The organism is Mycobacterium tuberculosis complex sp. N0072 (genome assembly GCF_030323725.1).
GTDB lineage: Bacteria > Actinomycetota > Actinomycetes > Mycobacteriales > Mycobacteriaceae > Mycobacterium > Mycobacterium tuberculosis.
This window is the reverse complement of record NZ_CP040689.1, coordinates 632,647-655,865: the sequence shown is the minus strand read 5'-3', so window position 1 is coordinate 655,865 and position 23,219 is coordinate 632,647. Positions and strand designations below refer to the sequence as shown.

Below are 23,219 nucleotides of genomic sequence, written 5' to 3'. Positions count from 1 at the left end.
AGGGTGCGCGAATGTCAACTGTGTTGACATATATCAGGGCCGTTGATATATATGAACACATGACTGAATCGCTGGATCTTGAGTTCGAATCCGCCTACCGCGGTGAATCCGTCGCCTTCGGGGAGGGAGTCCGACCGCCATGGAGCATCGGCGAACCCCAGCCCGAGCTGGCCGCCCTGATCGTGCAGGGCAAGTTCCGCGGCGACGTCCTCGACGTGGGCTGCGGGGAGGCCGCGATTTCGCTGGCACTGGCCGAACGGGGACACACCACGGTCGGACTGGACCTCTCCCCCGCCGCCGTAGAACTGGCTCGGCATGAAGCAGCGAAGCGCGGCCTGGCCAATGCCAGCTTCGAGGTGGCCGACGCCAGTTCGTTTACCGGCTATGACGGCAGGTTCGACACCATCGTCGACAGCACGCTGTTCCACTCCATGCCGGTCGAGTCCCGGGAGGGCTATCTGCAATCGATCGTGCGTGCGGCGGCACCGGGCGCCTCCTACTTCGTGTTGGTATTCGACCGGGCGGCGATACCCGAGGGGCCGATCAATGCGGTCACCGAGGACGAGCTGCGCGCGGCGGTGTCGAAGTACTGGATCATCGATGAGATCAAGCCCGCGCGGCTGTACGCGAGGTTCCCGGCCGGCTTCGCCGGCATGCCCGCACTCCTGGACATCCGCGAAGAGCCCAACGGGCTGCAGTCGATCGGTGGCTGGCTGCTCTCGGCCCACCTGGGCTGACGGCGCACCCAAACGACGCGTATAGTCCGGCTAATGAAGGGAACAAAGCTGGCTGTTGTCGTCGGCATGACGGTGGCTGCCGTTAGTTTGGCAGCGCCGGCGCAGGCCGACGACTACGACGCCCCCTTCAACAACACGATCCATCGCTTCGGGATCTACGGCCCGCAGGACTACAACGCTTGGCTTGCCAAGATCAGCTGCGAACGGCTGAGCAGAGGCGTTGACGGCGATGCGTACAAGTCGGCCACTTTCCTGCAACGCAACCTGCCGCGCGGAACCACCCAGGGCCAAGCGTTTCAGTTCCTGGGCGCCGCGATCGATCACTACTGCCCTGAGCATGTGGGCGTCCTGCAACGGGCTGGCACCCGCTAAGTCTTCCTACCGGTCACTGCGGGGTTTGTTTGCCGGGTTTGTATCCGGCATGCAGAGCTACGATGCCGCCGGTCAGGTTGCGCCACCGCACCCCCGACCACCCGGCCCGCGAAATCTGGTGCGCCAGCACCGCCTGGTCGGGCCAGGCCCTGATCGACTCCGCGAGGTACTCGTAGGCCTCGGGGTTGCTAGACACCGCCCGCGCCACCCGGGGCAGCGCCCGCATCAAGTATTCCTTGTAGGCGGTGGCGAACAACGCATTGGTGGGCGTGGAGAATTCGCACACTAGTAGCCGCCCGCCCGGCCGGGTGACACGAGCCATTTCCCGCAGCGCCGCTTGCTGGTTTGCGACGTTACGCAGCCCGAAACTGATGGTGACCGCATCGAACACGTCGTCACCAAACGGCAGCCGGGTGGCGTCACCGGCGACCTTGGGAACCTTGCGCGCAGCGCCCGCCGCAAGCATGCCGACCGAAAAATCGGCAGCCACACACCACGCGCCCGATTTGGTGAGCTCTACGGTGGACACGGCGGTGCCCGCGGCCAGGTCCAGGACCTTTTGGCCGGGCCCGATCCGCAGCGCCGACCGAGTGGCTCGCCGCCAATACCGGTCCTGGCCCAGGGACAACACGGTATTGGTCAGGTCATACTTGCGGGCGACGCCATCGAACATCGACGCCACGTCGCGGGGATCCTTGTCCAAGGCGGCGCGACTCATAGCCTCGACGCTACCGTTACGCGGCCTGGGTCGTGCGCCGACCTCGCACCGCCTCGTAGTGGCCGAGCAGCTCATCGCAGACCACCGGCCAACTGCGGCCCAGCACACTGCGCCGGGCGGCCAGCGCGTAGCGCTGGCGTTCGTGCACCAGGTGGGCGACGGCGTCAGGAAGCCGGTGCTCGAACTCGCCGACCGGCAACAGCAGCCCGGTGCGGTGCGGGGTTATCAGATCACGCGGTCCGCCGGCGTCCGGAGCGATCACCGGTAGCCCCGACGCCAGCGCTTCCTGCACGACTTGGCAGAACGTCTCGTGCTCACCGGAATGTACGAAGACGTCCATGCTAGCATACGCCTCGGCGAGCTCTTTGCCATACCGTGCTCCGGTGAAAACCGCTGTGGGCATTGCTGATTGCAATCTTGCCCGGTCGATGCCGTCGCCGACGATCACCAGCCGCACGGCGCCGGAGGCCGCCAGACCCGTGAGCCGGTCGACATGCTTCTCCGGAGCAAGCCGACCCACAAAGCCGACGATGGGTTTGCCGTCCGGTGACCACCGTCGCCTCAACACCTCGTTTCGCGCCGACGGCGCGAAACGTTGCACGTCCACCCCGCGTGCCCACCGGTGTACTCGCGGAATGCCCTGGGCAATAAGGGATTCCATTGTCGCTGTGGACGGCGCCAGAGTGCGGTCAGCCAGGCGATGCAAGTGGCGGAACCATGCCCACGCCGCCCGTGCTGTCATCGGAATGCCGTAGCTGGACGCGAAACCCGGAACATCGGTTTGGTAGACCGCGACCGTGGGCACCCCTAGCCGCCGAGCGGCATGGAGTCCGCCGTAGCCAAGCAGCGCCGGCGACGCCAGATGCACGACATCCGGATCGAATCCGCGCAGCGCTCTCAGCATTCGGAAGGTGGGCACGCCGAGCGGCAACGTGGTCACCTTTGGGAACATCCGCGACGGCACCCGGTGCACCCGGACACCGTCGTGAAGTCGCTCGGCGCGGTCTTCACCTGGCGGCGTGTCGGGCGCGATCACCAGGGCTTCATGACCGGTTCGACGCAGATGTTCGAGTACCTTGACCACCGAGTTGCTGACGCCGTTCACCTGCGGGAGGAACGACTCGGCGACGATCGCAACGCGCACGCCACACACACTGTCAGCGCCGGCTGTCGAAATGGTTGCGTAGCGGCATACGGCGTGCGAACTCTGCTGCTCAGCCCGTTGCAGACGCCGAATTTTCACGACGTTCCAACCGCTTGTCCAGCACCGCTAGCACGACCAGCGCGGCGGCGGCGATCAGCCAGGCCACCACCGCGATGGACCCGGCCGGGATGATCGCCAGTCCGGCGTTACGGTGCTGCACTCTGACCAGGTTGGGATCCCTCTTGTTGTACTCAACGTAAATTCGCATGCCCGTGGATAATTCGGACGGATACAGCACACCGAGTTGCGGCCGATAGGTGATCCGATCCGGTGTGACAAACTCGATCGTCGAACGCCGCGGCCCGGCGCTGAGCACCTCAGCCTGCGCGACCCCCATATTACGTTGGATCGCAATGTCATTGCGCCACGCACCAGCCACCAGAAGCACCGACTGCAGCGTGACCAAACCGGTCACTATCAGGACGGCGATTCGTAACCAGCGCAGCACGATCCTGCCTCGAGTATCGGGCAGTTCATCACTGCGCCCATGAATCAGGATGTGCAGCAGGGGTTTCGGTGATATCACAGAGCCGCCTTGATGGCGGCGTGCAATTGTCGCAACGACGACCGGTCGGCCTTGACCTCGAGCACGCGCATGCCGGCACCGGGTTGATCGAGGGTCGGTCCGAGTTCGTCGACCTCGATCTGGCGAGATTCCACGTGGTAGGCGCGGCACAATGCGCCCACATCGACGTCGTGTGGGGTGCCGAAGATTCGCGATGACACGTCGGAGAACCTGGGATCACCCTGCTCGAGCAATTCGAAGATGCCGCCGCCGTTGTCATTAGACACCACGATGGTCAATGACCGCGGTATCGGTTCGGTCGGCCCGATCAACAGCCCGGAGCTGTCGTGCACGAACGTCAGGTCGCCGATCAGTGCGATGGTGCGGGGCGGGGAGTCCGGGCTGCCGGTGCGCTCGTGAGCCCCCTCATAAGCTAGGGCCGCCCCGATCGCGGTGGACACGGTGCCGTCGATGCCGGCGACCCCACGGTTGGACCGTACCCGGATGCCGCGGGTGTCCAAACCGGCCAACGCCACATCCCGCACCGGATTGGATGCCCCGAGCACCAGCTGGTCACCGGGCCGCAGCGCATGCGACACCGCCGCCGCGACATGCAGCCCGGTGGTCAACGGGTGCGCCGCGAGCTGTTCCCGAACCGCCGCGATCGCGTGCCGGTTCATCGCCGCACACCGGTCCAGCCACGCGGGCCGCGGCGCGCCGGTGGTGACCGCCCGCGTGCCGGTGGCCTGCGAGTTACCCGAGACATCCGGCCAGCGTGGACCGGTTGTCAATGCGAATACCGGCACTTCTGCGTCGGCCAGCAGCACCGATACCGGACGATGCAGTGTCGGCCGGCCCAGCATGATCACCTGTTGAGGGCGCAGCAGCGGCAGCGCCAGCGGGTGCAACGGGTTGTCCCCGGACCGCGGCGCCGTCGGTTCTGCGACGGTCGGCAACGCCGCGAGGTTGGGGTGCACGCCAGCGCCATGCCCGGAGATGACCACGGTGTCGACCGACAGGTCGATGTCCAGTGGCTGGTCGAAGGTGACCGGCGGCGTGTAGGTCCACGGCTTGCCAGCAGGCCGGCCCGGCGGGGTGACCGCGCCGAGGGGCTCGGGATCGGGCACCAGCGGTTCGCGCAGCGGGATGTCGAAGTGCACGGGGCCCGCGTTGGCGGTGCGAGCACCCGTGGCGGCCGCCAACACTCGGCACGTAGCCGATCGCCAGGTCGCGTTGAGCGCCGAGGTCCGCTCGGGTGCGTCCTCGGCCAGCCCCAGGCTGATGCTGGCGCGCACCTGGGTGCCGAAATAGCCCAGCTGTTCCATGGTCTGGTTGGCGCCGGTGCCCAGCAGCTCGTAGGGCCGATTGGCTGACAGCACGATCAGCGGCACCCGAGCGTAGTTTGCCTCCACCACCGCCGGACCGAGGTTGGCCACGGCGGTGCCGGAAGTCATCGCGACACACACCGGCGCGCCCGCCCCGATTGCCAGCCCGATGGCCAGGTAGCCGGCGGTGCGTTCATCGATGCGAACGTGCAACCGGATCCGGCCGGACCGGTCGGCGTCCTGCAGCGCGAAGGCCAGCGGCGCATTGCGCGAGCCCGGACACAGCACCACGTCGCGAACGCCGCCGCGGATCAGTTCGTCGACGACGACGCGCGCCTGTGTCGTCGAGGGGTTCACCAGTACAGAGTGTCACAGCCGGACCGTATGGCCGGGCCGCGCTCAGGCCTTGACACTGGCGAAGAACTTCAGCATCGCGGTGTTGACGGCTTCCGGCCGCTCGAAGAACCCGAGATGACCGGCGTCAGGTATCTGCAGGTAACGGCCGTTCGGCAGGGCGTCGGCGACCTCCCGACCCAGGTAGGGCGGCGTCACCACGTCGTCGGCGAAACCAATCACCAGCACCGGCGCGGCGATGTTGCGGTAGGCGGGCAGCCGGTTGGTCTGCGGAGCGCAATCTAGCTGACAGCGCAGTCCGGGGGTGGACTTAATCGGCCACATGGAAAACATCGCGATCCAGTCGCCAACGGCCACGTCATCGTTGAGCGTCTTTCGGGAGAAGTTCTCCAGTAAGCGAGCCCTCGCGTCGTATGTGGGTGGCAGCTGGACACCCGAGTCATAGAGTTCGGCCTCGGCTTTGTTAAAGAACTGGCGGGCGCGGTCCAGGCGGCCGCGAGTGGCCATCAGCACCGCCGAGCTGACCAGCTCGGGTGCGACCACCATGAGTTCCTGCGCGATGAATGCCCCCATCGACACCCCGACAACGCGCGCCGGGGCGATGTCTAGGGTTTCGATCAGCGCCGCGGTGTCGGCGACCATGGTTTGCGTGGTGAAGCCTTCGGCGTTTTCGGTGGCGCCGATGCCCCGATTGTCGAACGTGATGCACCGATATCCAGCCGCCAGAAAGGCCGGGACTTGATGTGGGTGCCAGGTGCGTCCGGCGCCGCCGCGGCCGGCGATAAAGACCACCGGGTCACCGGTCCCGTTGTCGTCGTAGGCCAGGTTGATCACCCGAAAGACGGTACAAGCAACGAGTAGCAGGCCTTGACCCGGTCGATCCACCACTGTCGCCGCTGCGGCGGTGCACCCAGGGCTTGCAACCGCGCCGGGTCGGGCGTTGTCCGCGCAACTGCCAGAAAGCCGTCGACGGGTGCTGCGGGCTCGGCCACGTCCTCTTCAAACAGCCCGCCGGTGCCCAGCCCGCACGCGTGGTCGAGCTCCGGCAGGGCCGCGGCGGCGGTCAGGCCGGCGGCGATTCCGACGGCGGAATCGAGCGCGCTGGAGACCACCACCGGAACGGCGATCCGCGCCGCGATATCAAGCAGCGCCGAAATACCGCCCAGCGGGGCGACCTTCAGCACCGCGATATCGGCGGCCTGAGCGCGGACAACGGCCAACGGATCCTCGGCCTTGCGGATGCTTTCGTCGGCGGCGATCGGCACATCCACCCGCCGGCGCAACTCGGCGAGTTCGGCGACGGTGGCACAGGGTTGTTCAAGGTATTCCAGCGGGCCGTCGGCGGTCAGGGCGGCCGCCGCGGCCACCGCCTCGGCGACACCCCAGCCACCGTTGGCGTCCACCCGCACCATGGGAACCAGCTCCCGAACCGCGTTGACACGCTCGATGTCGTCGGCCAAGCTCTGCCCAGGCTCGGCGACCTTCACCTTGGCCGTCCGGGCCCCAGGAAACCGGGCCAGCACCTCGCCCACCTGGGCGGCGGCAACGGCCGGCACAGTGGCGTTAATCGGAACGCGGTCACGTCGCACCGGCGGCGGCGCACAGTAGGCGGTCTCGATCGCCGACGCCAACCACGCGCACGCCTGCGCGGACTGGTACTCCACGAACGCACCGAATTCGCCCCAACCGGCCGGACCCTCGATCAAGGCCACTTCACGGGTGGTGATGCCGCGGAAACGCACTCGCATCGGCAGGGCCACCACATACAGGCGGTCCAGCAGGGCTTCTAGGGGGGGCAGCACGGGTATCACCGCCGATAAACCTGGCGACCGGCCAGAAACGTCGCCCGCACCGCCAGGTCGGCGATCTGCTCTGGCGGCACCGTCCGGGGATCCGCCGACAGCACCACCATATCCGCGTACTTGCCGACCTGAAGCGAGCCGATCGCGTCCTCAGCGAACAGTTGCCAGGCGGCATCGATGGTCTGCGCGCGAATCGCCTGCTCGACCGTCAGGCGCTCCTCCGGTGCCAGCACCCGGCCACTGGGCGCCACCCGGGTTGCGGCCACGCTGATGTTGCGCAGTGGCTCCTCCGGTGTGACGGGCGGGTCGTTGTGCAGCGAGATACGCATGCCGGCGGCCACCGCGGATCCAGCCGGCATCCACCGGGACCCGCGCTGTGCCCCGAACAGGTCATCGACGATCACATCGCCCCAGTAATGGATCTGGTCGACGAAGATGCTGCAGGTGACACCGAGTTCGGCGGCGCGCCGCAGTTGGTCGGGCCGGATGGCCCCGACGTGTTCGAGCCGCAGCCGGTGATCGTCTCGAGGATTGCGGCGCAGTGCCTCTTCGTAGACGTCGAGGATGGTGTCCACACCGCCGTCGCCGTGCACGTGACAGGCGATCTGCCAGCCCCGCGGAAAGTAGGCCCCGACGATTTCGGCCAACTGTTCACGGGTGTAATTGGCGCACCCGCGGGAACCGGGCGGTACACCGATGGCACGGGTGGCGGGGGTGTCCAGGTAGGGAAAGGTCAGATCGATATTGCCGACCCACGGCGAGCCGTCCACCCAGATCTTGATGCCCACCTGGCGCAGCATGTCGTCACCTTGCCCAGGCGTCGCATCGGTGCACATCCGCGCATTGGAGATCTCGTAGGTGCACAGCCGGACCGTCAGTTCGGCGCGCACCGCCTCGACCATCGGCCGATACCCTGGGTCAAAAGCCATCTCCGAGCATGTGGTCAGGCCGGCACGGTTGAGCCGAGCACACTCGGCGCGCAGCATGGCACCGAAGTTGCTGGGGTCGGCTACACTGGCCAAAAGCGGAAGAATCGCGCCGATTTCCTCGGCGGTGCCGTCGAGTTCGCCATTGCCGTCGCGGCCATACTTCGCGCCCTTGGGATCCGCGGTGTCTCGGGTGAGCCCATTGAGCCAGGCGGCGTGCGAGTTGAAGTAAGCCTTGTGTCCGGAGTTGTGGATGATCACCAGCGGCCCGTTCGGCGCGAGGCTGTCGAGCCAGGTCAGCGTCGGCTCGCCAAGACCGGACTGCAGCAGCGGATCCCAGCCGACCAGATAGGCGCCGGCCGGGCCGCGCCGTGCAACCTCGCCGCGGATCGCGGCAACGACGTCGTCCGCGTCCCGCATCGTCACCGGACGGATATCGACGAACCGGTCCGACAGCACGACCGCCTCCAGTAGCGGATGGCCGTGTGCCTCAACAAATCCTGGCATGACGCACCCGGCACCCAGATCGATGACCCGGGTGTTGGCGCCAACCAGGCCGGCAACCTCGGACCGGTCACCGACGGCAATGACCCGGCCGTCGGCGACCGCGATCGCCTCGGCCGTTGGCCGCGCATCGTCGACGGTGAGCACGGTTCCGGTCATGACGAGGTCTGCATCGGCCATGGGCTCCAAGCGTAGTGATCCTTCGAGATTACGAGGGCACGGCAGATCCAAATTGCAACACGTTCTAGTCTTGCCAGATGAGCACCGCCGGCGACGATGCAGTGGGGGTACCACCCGCTTGCGGGGGACGAAGCGATGCGGTGGGGGTACCCCAGCTAGCGAGGGAGAGCGGCGCCATGCGTGACCAGGATTGTTCGGGCGAGCTGTTGCGCAGCCCGACCCACAACGGCCATCTGCTAGTGGGAGCGCTCAAGCGCCACCAGAACAAGCCGGTGCTGTTCCTCGGCGACACCAGGCTGACCGGTGGCCAGCTGGCGGACCGTATCAGCCAGTACATCCAGGCATTCGAGGCGCTAGGTGCCGGCACCGGGGTGGCGGTCGGTCTGCTGTCGCTCAACCGTCCTGAAGTTTTGATGATCATCGGCGCCGGGCAGGCCCGCGGTTATCGGCGCACCGCGCTGCACCCGTTGGGCTCGCTGGCCGATCACGCCTACGTGCTGAACGACGCCGGCATCAGCTCACTGATCATCGACCCCAACCCGATGTTCGTCGAGCGCGCACTGGCTCTGCTGGAGCAGGTGGACTCGCTGCAGCAAATCCTCACCATTGGGCCGGTGCCCGATGCGCTCAAGCATGTGGCAGTCGACCTATCCGCCGAGGCCGCCAAATACCAGCCGCAGCCGCTGGTCGCCGCCGACCTGCCACCCGACCAAGTTATCGGCCTGACTTACACCGGCGGCACCACCGGCAAGCCTAAGGGCGTGATAGGCACCGCGCAGTCGATCGCCACCATGACCTCGATCCAGCTCGCCGAATGGGAGTGGCCGGCCAACCCGCGGTTCTTAATGTGCACCCCGCTGTCGCACGCCGGCGCGGCGTTTTTCACGCCGACGGTGATCAAGGGCGGCGAGATGATAGTGCTGGCGAAGTTCGACCCGGCCGAGGTACTCAGAATCATTGAGGAGCAACGCATTACAGCGACCATGTTGGTGCCATCGATGCTGTACGCGCTGCTGGACCACCCGGATTCGCACACCCGGGACCTGTCGTCGCTGGAAACCGTCTACTACGGCGCCTCGGCGATCAACCCGGTGCGACTAGCCGAGGCGATCCGGCGGTTCGGCCCAATCTTCGCCCAGTACTACGGGCAATCCGAGGCGCCCATGGTGATCACCTATCTGGCCAAGGGCGATCACGACGAGAAGCGGCTGACCTCATGTGGGCGGCCGACGCTGTTCGCCCGCGTCGCGCTGTTAGACGAGCATGGCAAGCCGGTGAAGCAGGGCGAAGTCGGCGAAATCTGTGTCAGCGGACCGCTGTTGGCGGGCGGTTACTGGAATCTGCCAGACGAGACGTCGCGGACTTTTAAAGACGGCTGGCTGCACACCGGCGACCTGGCCCGCGAGGACTCCGATGGCTTCTACTACATCGTCGACCGCGTCAAGGACATGATCGTCACCGGCGGCTTCAACGTGTTCCCCCGGGAGGTCGAGGACGTGGTGGCCGAGCATCCGGCGGTTGCTCAGGTGTGCGTGGTTGGCGCGCCGGATGAGAAGTGGGGCGAGGCCGTCACCGCGGTGGTGGTGTTGCGCTCCAACGCGGCCCGCGATGAGCCCGCGATCGAGGCCATGACCGCCGAGATCCAGGCAGCGGTCAAACAACGCAAGGGATCGGTGCAGGCACCCAAGCGGGTGGTGGTCGTCGACTCTTTGCCGTTGACCGGTCTAGGAAAGCCGGACAAGAAGGCCGTGCGCGCACGGTTCTGGGAAGGCGCTGGGCGCGCGGTCGGCTAGGGCTTGGCCGTTGCATGAAGTCTGGTCCCTCGCATCTGATCTGGATTAGTCTTCACCCCGGCCTTCGGCCTGGCGATGCCGGCGCACTTGACGCCGCCGATGCCGTGCAGATATGCCGGCGATGCTCGGGATAACCCACCTTCACAGCGGGTTTCGCGGTCTGCGGCGGGCGAAAGAACCCGCCGAAGGCCTTGTTGAGCCGGCGCACGAAAACGATCGTTGTGTGTACATTGGTGTGTATGGCTCGGTTGAACGTGTATGTGCCCGACGAATTGGCGGAGCGCGCCAGGGCGCGGGGCTTGAACGTCTCGGCGCTGACTCAGGCCGCGATCAGTGCCGAGTTGGAGAACTCCGCAACCGATGCGTGGCTTGAGGGGTTGGAACCCAGAAGCACCGGCGCTCGGCATGATGACGTGCTGGGTGCGATCGATGCCGCTCGCGATGAGTTCGAAGCGTGAGAGCATCGCCCACTTCGCCGCCGGAGCAGGTGGTCGTCGACGCGAGTGCCATGGTGGATCTACTGGCTCGCACTAGCGATCGGTGCTCTGCGGTGCGCGCGCGGCTGGCTCGGACCGCGATGCACGCGCCGGCGCACTTCGATGCAGAGGTGTTGTCGGCGCTGGGGCGCATGCAGCGCGCCGGCGCACTCACCGTTGCCTATGTCGATGCGGCACTGGAGGAGTTGCGACAGGTGCCGGTGACTCGACACGGTCTTTCGTCGCTGCTTGCTGGAGCGTGGTCGCGCCGCGACACCCTCCGCCTGACCGATGCCCTCTACGTCGAGCTGGCCGAAACGGCAGGTCTGGTGTTGTTGACCACCGACGAAAGATTGGCACGCGCCTGGCCCTCGGCTCACGCCATCGGCTGAGTCCAGCGGGGCTTGGAGAAAGGTGGGCGCGCCGCCCTGTTGAGCGCTTAACATGCCCCACGAGTAGACCGCATTGCCGAGCGACACTGTGCCGGTTCGGTGATGAACTGCGAGCAGCGCCATGATCGAGTACGCGGTGACCCTCCACAGAAAGCCGCCCGGGCGCCAACTCACGACCACATGTGACCAAGGCCCCGGGCACCATACCGTCCGGCTGACGCCCAGCGGCCATGATTACTGTGGCAGGCATGGGTGAACGGATCAGATCGCCGTGGTGGCTCCAGCCGGCGAACAAGGACGGAGTTCAACAGCCTTGAGTGACAACCCTTTTGATGCCAAGGCGTGGCGGCTCGTGGACGGGTTCGACGATCTGACCGACATCACCTACCACCGCCACGTCGACGATGCCACGGTGCGGGTGGCGTTCAACCGCCCTGAAGTGCGCAACGCATTTCGCCCGCACACCGTCGACGAGCTGTACCGGGTGCTCGACCATGCACGAATGTCGCCCGACGTCGGAGTGGTGCTGCTGACCGGCAACGGGCCGTCCCCGAAGGACGGCGGCTGGGCGTTCTGCTCCGGCGGCGACCAACGAATTCGTGGGCGCAGCGGTTACCAGTACGCCAGCGGAGACACCGCGGACACGGTTGATGTCGCCCGCGCCGGCCGGTTGCACATCCTGGAGGTGCAGCGGCTGATCCGGTTCATGCCCAAGGTGGTCATTTGTCTGGTCAATGGCTGGGCGGCCGGCGGGGGACACAGCCTGCACGTGGTCTGCGATCTCACCCTGGCCAGCCGCGAGTACGCCCGCTTCAAGCAGACCGACGCCGACGTCGGCAGCTTCGATGGCGGTTACGGCAGCGCATATCTGGCCCGTCAGGTCGGCCAGAAGTTTGCCCGCGAGATCTTCTTCCTAGGCCGCACCTACACCGCCGAGCAGATGCACCAGATGGGCGCGGTCAACGCGGTGGCCGAACACGCCGAGCTGGAGACAGTGGGGCTGCAGTGGGCGGCCGAGATCAACGCGAAATCGCCTCAGGCGCAACGGATGCTGAAGTTCGCGTTCAACCTGCTCGACGACGGGCTGGTGGGTCAGCAACTGTTTGCCGGTGAGGCCACCCGCCTGGCCTACATGACCGACGAGGCCGTCGAAGGCCGCGACGCCTTCCTACAGAAGCGTCCCCCCGACTGGAGCCCGTTTCCGCGCTATTTCTAACGCGGCCGTTCGCCGAGGCTGTAGTTGCCGAGCAGAAGCCCGACGAGTGGGACACCACAGTAACTACAGGCTCGGCAAAACTAGACTCCCCAGCTGTGAGCAAAAGACCGCTGCGCTGGTTGACTGAACAAATCACATTGGCCGGCATGCGGCCACCAATTTCGCCGCAACTGCTGATCAACCGGCCCGCGATGCAACCCGTCGACCTCACCGGCAAGCGCATCCTGCTCACCGGCGCGTCGTCAGGCATCGGTGCGGCCGCGACCAAACAGTTCGGACTGCACCGCGCCGTCGTGGTTGCCGTCGCGCGCCGTAAGGATCTGCTGGATGCGGTGGCGGACCGGATCACCGGCGACGGCGGCACGGCGATGTCGCTCCCCTGCGACCTCTCGGACATGGAAGCGATCGACGCGCTGGTCGAAGACGTCGAAAAGCGCATCGGCGGGATCGACATCCTGATCAACAATGCCGGCCGGTCGATCCGGCGGCCGCTGGCCGAGTCGCTGGAACGCTGGCACGACGTCGAGCGCACCATGGTGCTCAACTACTATGCCCCGCTGCGGCTTATCCGCGGGCTTGCACCCGGGATGCTCGAGCGTGGCGACGGCCATATCATCAATGTCGCCACCTGGGGCGTGTTGTCGGAGGCTTCGCCGCTGTTCTCGGTGTACAACGCATCGAAGGCCGCACTGTCGGCGGTGAGCCGGATCATCGAAACCGAGTGGGGTAGTCAGGGCGTGCATTCGACGACGCTGTACTACCCGCTGGTGGCAACTCCGATGATTGCGCCGACGAAGGCCTACGACGGGCTGCCGGCGCTGACCGCCGCGGAAGCCGCCGAGTGGATGGTCACCGCCGCCCGCACCCGACCGGTGCGGATCGCGCCTCGGGTTGCCGTCGCCGTCAACGCGCTGGACAGCATCGGTCCCCGCTGGGTCAATGCACTCATGCAGCGCCGCAACGAACAGCTCAACCCTTGAACCGGGTCCCGGCCTGCCGACCCTCGGCCGCCGGCGTGCCGCTACGTGATAGACACAGGGCCATGGAAATCCTGGCCAGCCGGATGCTACTTCGGCCGGCGGACTATCAGCGGTCGCTGAGCTTCTACCGTGACCAGATCGGGCTGGCGATTGCCCGTGAATACGGGGCCGGCACAGTGTTTTTCGCCGGTCAGTCACTGCTCGAACTGGCCGGTTACGGCGAGCCGGACCATTCGCGGGGACCTTTTCCCGGCGCGCTGTGGCTGCAGGTGCGCGACCTCGAGGCTACCCAGACCGAGCTGGTCAGCCGAGGCGTGTCGATCGCTCGCGAGCCCCGCCGCGAACCGTGGGGCCTGCACGAGATGCATGTGACCGACCCAGACGGGATCACACTGATATTCGTCGAGGTTCCCGAGGGTCACCCGCTGCGTACAGACACCCGGGCGTGAACTCCGCAAAACGCTGGGTTACGTGATTGGTAACATCTGACGACGAGTCGAGATACACCCGCATTTCGCGTACTCGTTTGATCGACAACGCAATATCCCGACCAGCAGAATCAGGCCCTGTGAACCTTCAGTTGTTCCTTTTGCTCATTGTCGTCGTGACGGCATTGGCGTTCGACTTCACCAACGGGTTCCACGACACCGGAAACGCCATGGCGACCTCGATTGCCAGCGGCGCCCTGGCACCGCGGGTAGCGATAGCACTTTCTGCCGTGCTGAACCTGATCGGTGCGTTTTTGTCCACCGCCGTGGCGGCCACAATCGCCAAGGGTCTGATCGACGCGAATCTGGTGACGCTGGAGTTGGTGTTCGCCGGCCTGGTCGGCGGGATCGTCTGGAACCTGTTGACCTGGTTGCTGGGCATTCCGTCGAGTTCCTCACATGCGCTGATCGGCGGCATCGTCGGCGCCACAATTGCCGCCGTCGGCCTGCGTGGGGTGATCTGGAGCGGAGTGGTGTCCAAGGTGATCGTGCCGGCCGTGGTAGCCGCGCTGCTGGCCACGCTGGTCGGAGCAGTCGGCACCTGGCTGGTCTACCGGACGACGCGCGGGGTTGCCGAAAAGCGTACGGAACGCGGTTTCCGGCGCGGCCAGATCGGCTCGGCGTCGCTGGTCTCGCTGGCGCACGGCACCAACGACGCGCAGAAGACGATGGGCGTGATCTTCCTGGCGTTGATGTCCTACGGCGCGGTCAGCACGACGGCATCGGTGCCGCCGCTGTGGGTGATCGTGAGTTGCGCCGTGGCCATGGCCGCCGGTACCTACCTGGGTGGCTGGCGCATCATCCGCACCCTAGGCAAAGGGCTGGTCGAGATCAAACCACCGCAGGGTATGGCCGCCGAGTCGTCATCGGCCGCCGTCATTCTGTTGTCCGCGCACTTCGGCTATGCGCTGTCCACAACGCAGGTCGCGACCGGGTCCGTGCTGGGCAGCGGCGTCGGCAAGCCCGGCGCCGAGGTGCGCTGGGGGGTAGCCGGCCGCATGGTGGTCGCGTGGCTGGTGACGCTCCCGTTGGCCGGGCTGGTCGGGGCCTTCACCTACGGGCTGGTGCATTTCATCGGTGGCTACCCCGGTGCGATCCTCGGTTTCGCACTGTTGTGGCTGACCGCCACCGCCATCTGGCTGCGGTCGCGCAGGGCGCCGATCGACCACACCAACGTCAACGCCGACTGGGAAGGCAACCTGACGGCCGGCCTGGAAGCGGGTGCGCAGCCGCTTGCGGATCAGAGGCCGCCGGTGCCTGCACCGCCGGCTCCGACTCCCCCACCGAACCACCGAGCACCACAGTTCGGCGTCACCACGAGGAACGCCCCGTGAGTGCCTGGTTCAACTACACGGCCACCCTGAAGATCCTGATCTTCAGTCTGCTAGCCGGCGCGCTGCTACCGGGCCTGTTCGCGGTGGGCGTGCGGCTGCAGGCCGCCGGCGACGGTGCCGACGCCACCGCGCGCCGGCGCCCGCTGCTGGTTGCCGTCAGTTGGGCGATCTTCGCGCTGGTGCTTGCGGTAGTCATCATTGGAGTGCTGTATATCGCCCGTGACTTCATCGCGCATCACACCGGCTGGGCCTTCCTGGGCGCCACACCCAAGTAGAGTCGCAGATGGCCGCGACATAGGGTTTGGCGACGGCCCCGACGGGAAGATATAACAGCGTGAACCGGTTTCTCACCTCGATCGTCGCGTGGTTGCGCGCGGGATATCCCGAGGGCATTCCGCCGACCGACTCCTTTGCGGTGCTCGCCCTGCTTTGCCGCCGGCTGAGCCACGATGAGGTCAAGGCGGTGGCTAACGAACTGATGCGACTCGGTGACTTCGACCAGATCGACATCGGCGTGGTGATCACCCATTTCACCGACGAGTTGCCGTCACCGGAGGATGTTGAGCGCGTCCGGGCGCGGTTGGCCGCCCAGGGATGGCCACTCGATGACGTCCGCGACCGCGAGGAGCACGCATAGCCATCCTGCGTGCGCTGCACGTCCCGGCCGGTTCTGCTACCGCGCTGCTGCTGCCTGCCCTGCAACGAGTGCTGGGTGGCAGCGACCCGGCATTGGTCGCGGTGCCCACCCAGCATGAGTCCTTGCTGGGCGCTTTGCGAGTGGGCGAGCAGATTGACGACGACGTCGCCCTGGTAGTGACGACGTCAGGAACCACGGGACCGCCCAAGGGCGCCATGTTGACCGCGGCGGCCTTGACCGCCAGCGCCTCGGCCGCCCACGACCGGCTCGGCGGACCGGGCAGCTGGCTGTTGGCTGTGCCGCCGTATCACATCGCCGGGCTGGCGGTGCTGGTGCGCAGCGTGATCGCCGGATCAGTTCCTGTCGAACTGAACGTCTCCGCGGGATTCGATGTCACCGAATTACCCAACGCGATAAAGAGATTGGGTTCTGGCCGGCGATACACGTCGCTGGTCGCCGCACAGTTGGCCAAGGCACTTACCGACCCGGCGGCCACGGCCGCGCTGGCCGAATTGGACGCGGTGCTGATCGGCGGCGGGCCGGCCCCCCGGCCCATCCTGGACGCCGCGGCCGCCGCCGGCATCACGGTGGTGCGCACCTACGGCATGAGCGAGACCTCGGGCGGCTGTGTCTACGACGGCGTTCCGCTCGACGGGGTCCGGCTGAGGGTGCTGGCCGGCGGCCGCATAGCTATCGGCGGTGCGACCCTGGCCAAGGGCTATCGCAACCCGGTCTCGCCCGATCCGTTCGCCGAGCCAGGCTGGTTTCACACCGACGACCTTGGCGCCCTTGAATCGGGTGATTCGGGTGTGCTGACCGTGCTGGGCCGAGCCGACGAAGCGATCAGCACGGGCGGATTCACCGTGCTGCCGCAGCCAGTGGAGGCCGCACTGGGCACCCACCCTGCGGTGCGTGACTGCGCGGTTTTTGGACTTGCCGACGACCGACTCGGTCAGCGAGTGGTCGCCGCGATTGTGGTCGGCGACGGATGCCCACCACCAACGCTAGAAGCGCTGCGGGCGCATGTCGCGCGCACCCTGGACGTCACCGCCGCGCCCCGAGAGCTACATGTCGTGAACGTGCTACCGCGACGCGGCATCGGCAAGGTGGACCGGGCAGCGTTGGTGCGCCGGTTCGCCGGTGAAGCCGATCAATAGGCTGATCGGTCGTGAGGATCGGTCGCCGCGAGGGATTGGCCGTCGCGATCGGGTTTGTCCTGGTCGGCGCCGCGTTCGTACTGCCGCGGTTGAACCTGGGAATCAAACCGCGATCCGATATCGGCTTGGAGCGGTTTGCCACGCGCGCCGGCGCCGCGCCGATCTTCGGCTACTGGGACGCCCATGTTGGCTGGGGCACGGCCCCGGCGGTTCTTACCGCAGTGGCCGTTGTGGCGTGGGGGCCGGTAGTGGCGCACCGGCTCCCCTGGCGGGTGCTGACGCTGAGCACCTGGGCCACCGCCGCCGCCTGGGCGTTCTCACTGGCGATGATCGACGGCTGGCAGCGCGGCTTTGCCGGCCGATTGACCACCCGTGACGAGTACCTGTGGCAGGTGCCCGGCATTGCCGACATCCCGGCGACGTTGCGGACGTTCACCAGCCGGATTCTCGACTTCCAGCCCAATTCCTGGGTGACTCACGTCTCCGGGCACCCGCCGGGTGCGCTGCTGACGTTTGTCTGGCTGGATCGGATCGGGCTGCGCGGTGGCGGTTGGGCGGGGCTGGTGTGCCTGCTGGTGGGATCCAGCGCGGCGGCGGCGGTGCTGATCGCCGTGCGGGTGCTGGCCAGTGAGCAGATGGCGCGGCGGACGGCACCATTCGTCGCGGTGGCGCCGACGGCGATCTGGATCGCGGTTTCGGCCGACGGGTATTTCGCCGGTGTGGCGGCGTGGGGTATCGCCCTGTTGGCGGTGGCGGTGCATGGTGCCACTCGCTTCCCGGCGCTGGTGGCGGCCGGAGCGGGGCTACTGCTCGGCTGGGGTGTCTTTCTCAACTACGGGCTCGTGCTGATCGTGCTGCCGGGGATGGCGGTGTTGGCCGCCGCAGATTGGCGGCCCGTCCTGCGGGCACTGGGGCCGGCCGTGCTGGCGGCGCTGGTGGTCGCGGTGAGCTTCGCGGTTGCCGGATTCTCCTGGTTCGACGGTTATACCCTTGTCCAGCAACGCTATTGGCAGGGGATCGCCAAAGATCGGCCGTTCGGCTATTGGTCCTGGGCAAACTTGGCGTGCGTGGTCTGCGCTATCGGGTTAGGCAGCGTCGCAGGTCTCAGCCGGGTATTCGACCGGGCCGCGATCAGTCGTCGATCCGGCTGCCATCTGCTGCTGCTGGCGGTGCTGGCCGCCATCGCCTTGGCCGACCTGAGCATGCTGAGCAAAGCCGAGACCGAACGAATCTGGCTGCCCTTCACCATTTGGCTGACCGCGGCGCCCGCACTGCTGCCGCCCCGCTCGCACCGACTCTGGCTGGCGGTCAACGCCGCCGGGGCCCTACTGCTGAACAGCATCATCTTCACCAACTGGTAAGCAAATGCGCCGGCGCGGCCTCAGAGTCCAGCCGCGCGGGTAGCCTGCGCGAACCGACTCCCCGGAGCGCAGCAATCGCGTACCAGCGCGATGTCGTCCACGATGTCGAAGTCGCCCAGACGCTGCACTAGCGTCACATCAATGCCGTTGTCGCGCAACGCCTTCAAGGTGAGCTCGCCGGTGTCTGGCTGTGACATCGGGACGGCGCGCAGGCACTCGGCCGCAGTAGGCGTGCGTATCCCCAGCACCCACCAACCGCCGTCGAACGCCAGGCCGAGCACCGCGGGGATTTGAAGCAGCAGGCGTGCACAATCGGCCAACAGCTCGGCGGTCACCTGGGGCGTGTCCATCCCGATCTGCAGCACCGGATAGCCGTCGGCCGCGTCGACGTGTGCGTTGGCGAGCCGGTCGGCGAAGGCGTCACCGCGCTGCCGAAATACCGTGAAGGACTTAAGCCGTCGGCGGATCTCCGCGGAATCGGCCGCGGAGTCCAGGTCGCCGGTAAGCGCCACCGCCCGGGCGGTGACCGGCGCAGCGGCCACCGCATCCAGGGTGTCCAGCAGTGCGGCCGCGGCGATGTCGGCGGCGACCTTATCGCCAATCGCCGCGGCCAGCCGGGTCTTGACCCGGCCCGGCTCCGGCGCTTTAGCGACCACCAGCACGCTGACCGGCAGGCAGCTCACGAGATCACCTTCCAGAAGTCCAGGATCGCGATGATGCTGCCCCGCAGCGAACCGCTGACCTTGGATTTGCCGCCGGTCCGGGGACCGTAACTGACGTCGAGTTCGACGACACGCCAGCCCGCCGCAGCGGCCCGGACCAGCAGCTCCAGCGGGTAACCCGAGCGTCGATCGACAACGCCCAGATCCAGCAGGGCCTCTCGCCGGGCGACCCGCATGGGCGCGATGTCGTGCACCGGCAGGCGGTGGCGGGTGCGCAGCCGCCAGCTCATCACCACGGTGCCCACCCGGGCGACCCATGGCCAGTGCAGGCCCGCCACCGGCCGCCGCCGACCGGTCACCAGGTCGGCGCCCTTGTCGAGTTCGGCGACCAGCTTGGGCAAGTCGCCGGCATCCATCGAGCCGTCGGCGTCGATGACCGCTACGATGGGGGTGGTCGCGGCGAGCACACCGGCATGCACCGCCGAGCCGTATCCGGGCCGCGGCTCGACAACCACCTGGGCACCGTGGCGGGCGGCCACCGTCGCGGTGTCATCGGTGCTGTTGTTGTCCACCACTAGCGCCCGATAGCCGGCCGGGATCGCGGCCAGCACCGCCGGGAGTGACTCCTCCTCGTTGAGACAGGGCAGCACCACCGTCACCGCATCACCGGCCATGTCCTCCGACCGTAGTGAAGCCGCGACCGTGATCAGAACCCGCCGAATAAGTCGCCCCCGCCGCTGCCGTTGCGGCCACCGGACGGCGGCTGCGGAGCCGGCGCCACCGTCTGCGGGGCCACGGTCTGCTGCTGGGTTGGCATCTGTTGGGTTGGTTGTTGCGTGGGCTGCTGCGTCGGCTGCGGAGCGACGGTCGTCGGCGTGGCGGTGGCTGGAGCGACCGTGGTCGGGGCGACGGTGGTCGGAGCGACCGTCGTCGGGGCGACGGTCGTCGGGGCGACGGTCGTTGGTGGCGTGGTCACCGGCGTGGTCGGCGGCGTCGTTGGCGGCGTGGTCACCGGCGTGGTCGGCGGCGTCGTTGGCGGCGTGGTCACCGGCGTGGTCGGCGGCGTGGTCGGCGGCGTCGTCGCCGACGTGGTCACCGGCGTCGTCGGCGGTGCGGTGGGGATGGTCGGCATTCCAGGCTGCCAACCCGGGAACGGGGGAATGATGATCGGGACCGGGATTGGCACCGGGGCAGGCACAACACCGGGCACGGCCGGCGCTTCCGGCGCAGGCGAAGCCGGCGTCCCACCCACCCCGGGTGAGGTACCCGGCCGCGGCACCACGTTCTGTACAGCCGGAATGGTGCCGCCCTGGAATCCAGCGGTGGGATCATCGGGCGGAGGCGGCGGGACCGGCGCCTGCTGTTGCGTCGGCAACAACGGCATGAACTTCCCTGGCTGGGCGTTTTGGTGTCCCTCTACCGGTTTTGAGGCCGCGGTCGGTCGGATGGTGACCGCCACCGCCACCGCCAGCGAGGCGAAACCGATCACCGCAAAGGCCACGACAGCGTTGCCGATCAGCAGCGACCGTCGGCTCAACGGCGCCGAGCGATCCGCGGCTGCCCCGTATTCGTCGTGTTCCTCATATTCGTCGACCGGAAGCAGCTCGTAATCGCTGGCCTGCGAGTACGCCAGCTGCTCGCCTTCAGAACCCGATTGCCCCGCCTCGGCCGGGGGGAGCGAAGTGGTCGCATCCGCGACCAGGGCCGGGTGCGCCATCGTAGCGGCGCCGGCCGCCATCGCCGCGCCACGGGCCAGCGCGAACGTGGGGTCGTCGGGAGTCTGCACGCGCATCGTCGACGCCGCGCGCAGCTGGTCGGCAAGAACCGTGGTGTGCTCGGCGGACCTACCCACCAGGAAGACATCCCCCGGGGCGAGGGCCTGGTCGCCGAGCCGGGCCATCAGGGTATCGACGGTCGATGTGGCGTCGGCGCCCGCCACCGGCGCGACGGCCACCATCGTCGGCGGCGCGTCCGGGTCACCAACCACCGATAAGGTTGCCGTCTCATCACCCACCAACAGCACGGCAGAGCCGGCATGTGCCGCCCCGACCAGCGCCGTGGCGGCCTGCGCCTCGGATATCACGGCAACGTCGTGGACCCCGGAGTCCTGCAGTGCGTGCTGCAGCTCGTCAGCTTTGGCCTGATCCGGCCAACACAGCCGGGTAGCGACCAGCCGGTGGTTTTCGCCGGCCAATGACCGATCCGTGCCCACCACGGTCTCGGTTAACACCTCGACCGGGTGCTCGGCCACATCGAGCACGAACTGGTCGATCACGGTGCCGGGCGCAGCCGAGTCGACCAGCGCCAGACGCGCGACCCGATCCGTGACCGCAACCCCCAAAGCGACGTCCATCGCGGCTCTCCTTCGGCTGGCTACCCCACAACCAGCAATGTCCCGGCATCGTTACACTGCGATACCGTCGGCAGTATCGGTAATTCGGCGACAGCGTTCGCCTATGACCGCAGCGTAACCGGGTTCGCAAACAGCGGGACGGTCACCGGGCAAACGAGATCCGCCCAACCGCGTGTTCTGCGCCACTGCCGCGTCGTCGGAACGGAGACTATGTTCGCAAGCGAGCAACGCAGTCGGCCCGGCCGGGTGCACCCACGCCACCACAGGACCGACTCGGCGCCAACCGTTCTTGATTCCCGGGGGGCATCGTGGGCCTGAGCAGCGACGACACCCGACGACGCGAGGTCGTCCGCGACTTGGCCGCTGGTGCCCTGCTCATCGGTGCGCTGTTTTTCCCATGGAACCTGTATTTCGGTTTCCGAATCCCGGACAGCAGCAAGACCGTGTTCGGGTTGCTGCTGGCGGTGACATCGCTCTCTTTGGCATCGCTTGCCGTGACCTTCGCCGGGAGGCGCTCACAGCTTCGCCTGGGCCTCAACGTCCCCTATCTGCTGCTGGTGCTGGCCTTCGTGGTGTTCGACGCGATCCAGACGATTCGACTCGGCGGCACCGTCCACGTGCCCGGTGGTGTCGGGCCGGGGGGATGGCTGGGGATCACCGGCGCGCTGTTGAGCGCGCAACCGGCGCTAACCGGCGCTACCACCGATGAGGGCAGCCACAGCAGGTGGCTGCGGGCCACCCAGTTCCTCGGCTACGCGTCTATGTTGGGTGCGGCCCTCAGCACCGGTTTCAACCTGAGCTGGCGGGTCAGGTACGCGTTGGAGCCCGCGGCCGGCGCGTCCGGTTTTGGCAAACAGAACCTCGCGGTCATCGACACGGCGGTGGTGTACGGCGTGGTAGCCCTGGCCGCCGTGCTGGTCGCGTCCCGGTGGCTGCTTCGGCCTACAGCGGCCGAAGCGCTCTCAACCGTGGCGCTGGGTGGCTCCACCCTGATCGCCGGGTCCATCGTGTGGAGCCTTCCCATCGGCCGCGAGATCGACGCGTTCCACGGCATTGCCCAAAACACGTCGACGGCCGGCGTGGGATACGAGGGTTATCTGGTGTGGGCCGCGGCCGCGGCAATGTGTGCGCCGCTGACCCTGTTCAGGTCCCCGAACGCGCCACCGATCGACAAAACCGTGTGGCGGGCAGCGTCCCGAAACGGCTTGCTGCTCATCGCCGTGTGGTGCCTGGGCTCGGTAGCGATGCGGTTGACCGACCTCGTCGTCGCGGTGCTGTTGAATTATCCGTTCTCGCGCTACGACAGCATGGCGCTGGCTGCGTTCGATCTGGCCACCGCGGTCCTAGCGATCTGGCTTCGCTTCAACATGGCGACCGAGGCCCTGCCCGCGAGGCTGATCTCGTCGCTGTGCGGATTGCTATGCACATTCACCGTTTCGCGCGTCATCGTCGGCGTCGTCCTGGCTCCGCGATTCCAGGCATCTTCGGGCGGGTCGGCTCACCCCGTCTACGGAAACGATCTTGCCCAGCAGATCACCAGCACCTTCGATGTGGTGCTGTGCGGCCTGGCGCTCAGCATCCTCGCGGCGGCCATCGTCATCGGCAGGCTGCGCCAGCTGCCGCAACCCCCGCACACCCCGGCGCTGTCCCGGCCTGCTGGATCCCCCCGGATTTTCAGGTCAGCTGGGTCGACGCACCCAGTGCGGCCGAAGATCTACCGGCCGCCGGACCACTCGTCGTAGC

General features: G+C 67.1%; 24 protein-coding genes. 14 read left to right on the top strand and 10 right to left on the bottom strand.

The window, feature by feature from the left end; genetic code table 11:
- Window positions 1–59: 59 nt before the first annotated feature.
- Window positions 60–737 carry a benzoquinone methyltransferase gene (locus FF952_RS02950; RefSeq protein WP_003911240.1) on the top strand — a complete coding sequence of 226 codons (678 nt, stop codon included), beginning with the start codon at window positions 60–62 and terminating at the stop codon, window positions 735–737.
- 33 nt (window positions 738–770) lie between these two features.
- The gene (locus FF952_RS02945) at window positions 771–1,109 is read left to right on the top strand and encodes a DUF732 domain-containing protein (RefSeq protein ID WP_003402937.1); all 339 of its coding nucleotides are present in this window, start codon (window positions 771–773) and stop codon (window positions 1,107–1,109) included.
- A 13-nt stretch (window positions 1,110–1,122) separates the two neighbouring features.
- On the opposite strand, the gene FF952_RS02940 is transcribed toward FF952_RS02945, so the two are convergent.
- From FF952_RS02940 to FF952_RS02910, 7 genes are all read right to left on the bottom strand, one after another.
- Window positions 1,123–1,827: a demethylmenaquinone methyltransferase gene (locus tag FF952_RS02940; RefSeq protein WP_003402936.1), complete on the bottom strand. Its 705-nt coding sequence runs from the start codon at window positions 1,825–1,827 to the stop codon at window positions 1,123–1,125.
- A 16-nt stretch (window positions 1,828–1,843) separates the two neighbouring features.
- Window positions 1,844–2,971: a GDP-mannose-dependent alpha-mannosyltransferase gene (mgtA, locus tag FF952_RS02935; protein ID WP_003898502.1), complete on the bottom strand. Its 1,128-nt coding sequence runs from the start codon at window positions 2,969–2,971 to the stop codon at window positions 1,844–1,846.
- A 70-nt stretch (window positions 2,972–3,041) separates the two neighbouring features.
- Complete coding sequence (locus FF952_RS02930) at window positions 3,042–3,557, bottom strand: DUF3592 domain-containing protein (RefSeq protein ID WP_003402929.1); 516 nt, start codon at window positions 3,555–3,557, stop codon at window positions 3,042–3,044.
- Entirely contained in the window at window positions 3,554–5,218 is a 1,665-nt protein-coding gene (gene menD, locus FF952_RS02925) for a 2-succinyl-5-enolpyruvyl-6-hydroxy-3-cyclohexene-1-carboxylic-acid synthase (RefSeq protein ID WP_003402927.1), read from the bottom strand. The genes FF952_RS02930 and menD overlap by 4 nt, the downstream gene beginning before the upstream one ends.
- A gap of 42 nt (window positions 5,219–5,260) precedes the next feature.
- Window positions 5,261–6,049, bottom strand: coding sequence for an alpha/beta fold hydrolase (locus tag FF952_RS02920; protein WP_003402925.1), 789 nt, complete (start codon window positions 6,047–6,049; stop codon window positions 5,261–5,263).
- A complete protein-coding gene (locus tag FF952_RS02915; protein WP_003402923.1) occupies window positions 6,046–7,026 on the bottom strand; it encodes an o-succinylbenzoate synthase in 981 nt (326 codons plus the stop codon). Before FF952_RS02915 ends, FF952_RS02920 begins: the two co-directional genes overlap by 4 nt.
- Window positions 7,023–8,627 carry an amidohydrolase gene (locus FF952_RS02910; RefSeq protein WP_003903056.1) on the bottom strand — a complete coding sequence of 535 codons (1,605 nt, stop codon included), beginning with the start codon at window positions 8,625–8,627 and terminating at the stop codon, window positions 7,023–7,025. The genes FF952_RS02915 and FF952_RS02910 overlap by 4 nt, the downstream gene beginning before the upstream one ends.
- A gap of 77 nt (window positions 8,628–8,704) precedes the next feature.
- Between FF952_RS02910 and fadD8 the strand changes: the two genes are divergently transcribed.
- The 11 genes from fadD8 to FF952_RS02855 all read left to right on the top strand — a co-directional run bounded on the left by fadD8 (window position 8,705) and on the right by FF952_RS02855 (window position 18,461).
- Window positions 8,705–10,420, top strand: coding sequence for a fatty-acid--CoA ligase FadD8 (gene fadD8 / locus FF952_RS02905; protein WP_003402917.1), 1,716 nt, complete (start codon window positions 8,705–8,707; stop codon window positions 10,418–10,420).
- A gap of 191 nt (window positions 10,421–10,611) precedes the next feature.
- Window positions 10,612–10,878, top strand: coding sequence for a type II toxin-antitoxin system CcdA family antitoxin (locus FF952_RS02900; protein WP_003402915.1), 267 nt, complete (start codon window positions 10,612–10,614; stop codon window positions 10,876–10,878).
- Window positions 10,875–11,288 carry a type II toxin-antitoxin system VapC family toxin gene (locus FF952_RS02895; RefSeq protein WP_003898500.1) on the top strand — a complete coding sequence of 138 codons (414 nt, stop codon included), beginning with the start codon at window positions 10,875–10,877 and terminating at the stop codon, window positions 11,286–11,288. Before FF952_RS02900 ends, FF952_RS02895 begins: the two co-directional genes overlap by 4 nt.
- Before the next feature lie 313 nt (window positions 11,289–11,601).
- Entirely contained in the window at window positions 11,602–12,504 is a 903-nt protein-coding gene (locus FF952_RS02890) for a 1,4-dihydroxy-2-naphthoyl-CoA synthase (protein WP_003915439.1), read from the top strand.
- A gap of 95 nt (window positions 12,505–12,599) precedes the next feature.
- Window positions 12,600–13,484, top strand: coding sequence for an SDR family oxidoreductase (locus tag FF952_RS02885; RefSeq protein ID WP_003402909.1), 885 nt, complete (start codon window positions 12,600–12,602; stop codon window positions 13,482–13,484).
- A gap of 62 nt (window positions 13,485–13,546) precedes the next feature.
- A complete protein-coding gene (locus FF952_RS02880; RefSeq protein ID WP_003402907.1) occupies window positions 13,547–13,933 on the top strand; it encodes a VOC family protein in 387 nt (128 codons plus the stop codon).
- 119 nt (window positions 13,934–14,052) lie between these two features.
- A complete protein-coding gene (locus FF952_RS02875) occupies window positions 14,053–15,306 on the top strand; it encodes an inorganic phosphate transporter (protein WP_244736122.1) in 1,254 nt (417 codons plus the stop codon).
- A complete protein-coding gene (locus tag FF952_RS02870; protein ID WP_003402901.1) occupies window positions 15,303–15,581 on the top strand; it encodes a hypothetical protein in 279 nt (92 codons plus the stop codon). The genes FF952_RS02875 and FF952_RS02870 overlap by 4 nt, the downstream gene beginning before the upstream one ends.
- Window positions 15,582–15,640: 59 nt before the next feature.
- On the top strand, window positions 15,641–15,943 hold the full coding sequence (locus FF952_RS02865) for a DUF3349 domain-containing protein (RefSeq protein WP_003402896.1): 303 nt from the start codon (window positions 15,641–15,643) through the stop codon (window positions 15,941–15,943).
- Window positions 15,944–16,011: 68 nt separating this feature from the next.
- Entirely contained in the window at window positions 16,012–17,100 is a 1,089-nt protein-coding gene (gene menE / locus FF952_RS02860) for an o-succinylbenzoate--CoA ligase (protein ID WP_003402892.1), read from the top strand.
- 11 nt (window positions 17,101–17,111) lie between these two features.
- On the top strand, window positions 17,112–18,461 hold the full coding sequence (locus FF952_RS02855) for an integral membrane protein (RefSeq protein WP_003402890.1): 1,350 nt from the start codon (window positions 17,112–17,114) through the stop codon (window positions 18,459–18,461).
- Window positions 18,462–18,481: 20 nt separating this feature from the next.
- On the opposite strand, the gene FF952_RS02850 is transcribed toward FF952_RS02855, so the two are convergent.
- From FF952_RS02850 to FF952_RS02840, 3 genes are read right to left on the bottom strand one after another with little or no spacing between them, the layout of a single operon-like run.
- Entirely contained in the window at window positions 18,482–19,144 is a 663-nt protein-coding gene (locus FF952_RS02850; RefSeq protein ID WP_003402886.1) for a TIGR04282 family arsenosugar biosynthesis glycosyltransferase, read from the bottom strand.
- The gene (locus FF952_RS02845) at window positions 19,141–19,797 is read right to left on the bottom strand and encodes a glycosyltransferase family 2 protein (protein ID WP_003898499.1); all 657 of its coding nucleotides are present in this window, start codon (window positions 19,795–19,797) and stop codon (window positions 19,141–19,143) included. The genes FF952_RS02850 and FF952_RS02845 overlap by 4 nt, the downstream gene beginning before the upstream one ends.
- 32 nt (window positions 19,798–19,829) lie before the next feature.
- Window positions 19,830–21,476 carry a DUF7159 family protein gene (locus FF952_RS02840; protein WP_003900169.1) on the bottom strand — a complete coding sequence of 549 codons (1,647 nt, stop codon included), beginning with the start codon at window positions 21,474–21,476 and terminating at the stop codon, window positions 19,830–19,832.
- Window positions 21,477–21,784: 308 nt separating this feature from the next.
- Between FF952_RS02840 and FF952_RS02835 the strand changes: the two genes are divergently transcribed.
- The gene (locus FF952_RS02835) at window positions 21,785–23,218 is read left to right on the top strand and encodes a DUF7937 domain-containing protein (RefSeq protein ID WP_003402870.1); all 1,434 of its coding nucleotides are present in this window, start codon (window positions 21,785–21,787) and stop codon (window positions 23,216–23,218) included.
- Window position 23,219: the final 1 nt, after the last annotated feature.

Coding starts and splice junctions, on each gene's coding strand:
- FF952_RS02845 (WP_003898499.1), bottom strand. CDS start 19,797: ATGGCCGGTGATGCGGTGACGGTGGTGCTGCCCTGTCTCAACGAGGAG.
- FF952_RS02940 (WP_003402936.1), bottom strand. CDS start 1,827: ATGAGTCGCGCCGCCTTGGACAAGGATCCCCGCGACGTGGCGTCGATG.
- FF952_RS02880 (WP_003402907.1), top strand. CDS start 13,547: ATGGAAATCCTGGCCAGCCGGATGCTACTTCGGCCGGCGGACTATCAG.
- FF952_RS02950 (WP_003911240.1), top strand. CDS start 60: ATGACTGAATCGCTGGATCTTGAGTTCGAATCCGCCTACCGCGGTGAA.
- FF952_RS02910 (WP_003903056.1), bottom strand. CDS start 8,627: ATGGCCGATGCAGACCTCGTCATGACCGGAACCGTGCTCACCGTCGAC.
- fadD8 (WP_003402917.1), top strand. CDS start 8,705: ATGAGCACCGCCGGCGACGATGCAGTGGGGGTACCACCCGCTTGCGGG.
- FF952_RS02945 (WP_003402937.1), top strand. CDS start 771: ATGAAGGGAACAAAGCTGGCTGTTGTCGTCGGCATGACGGTGGCTGCC.
- FF952_RS02840 (WP_003900169.1), bottom strand. CDS start 21,476: ATGGACGTCGCTTTGGGGGTTGCGGTCACGGATCGGGTCGCGCGTCTG.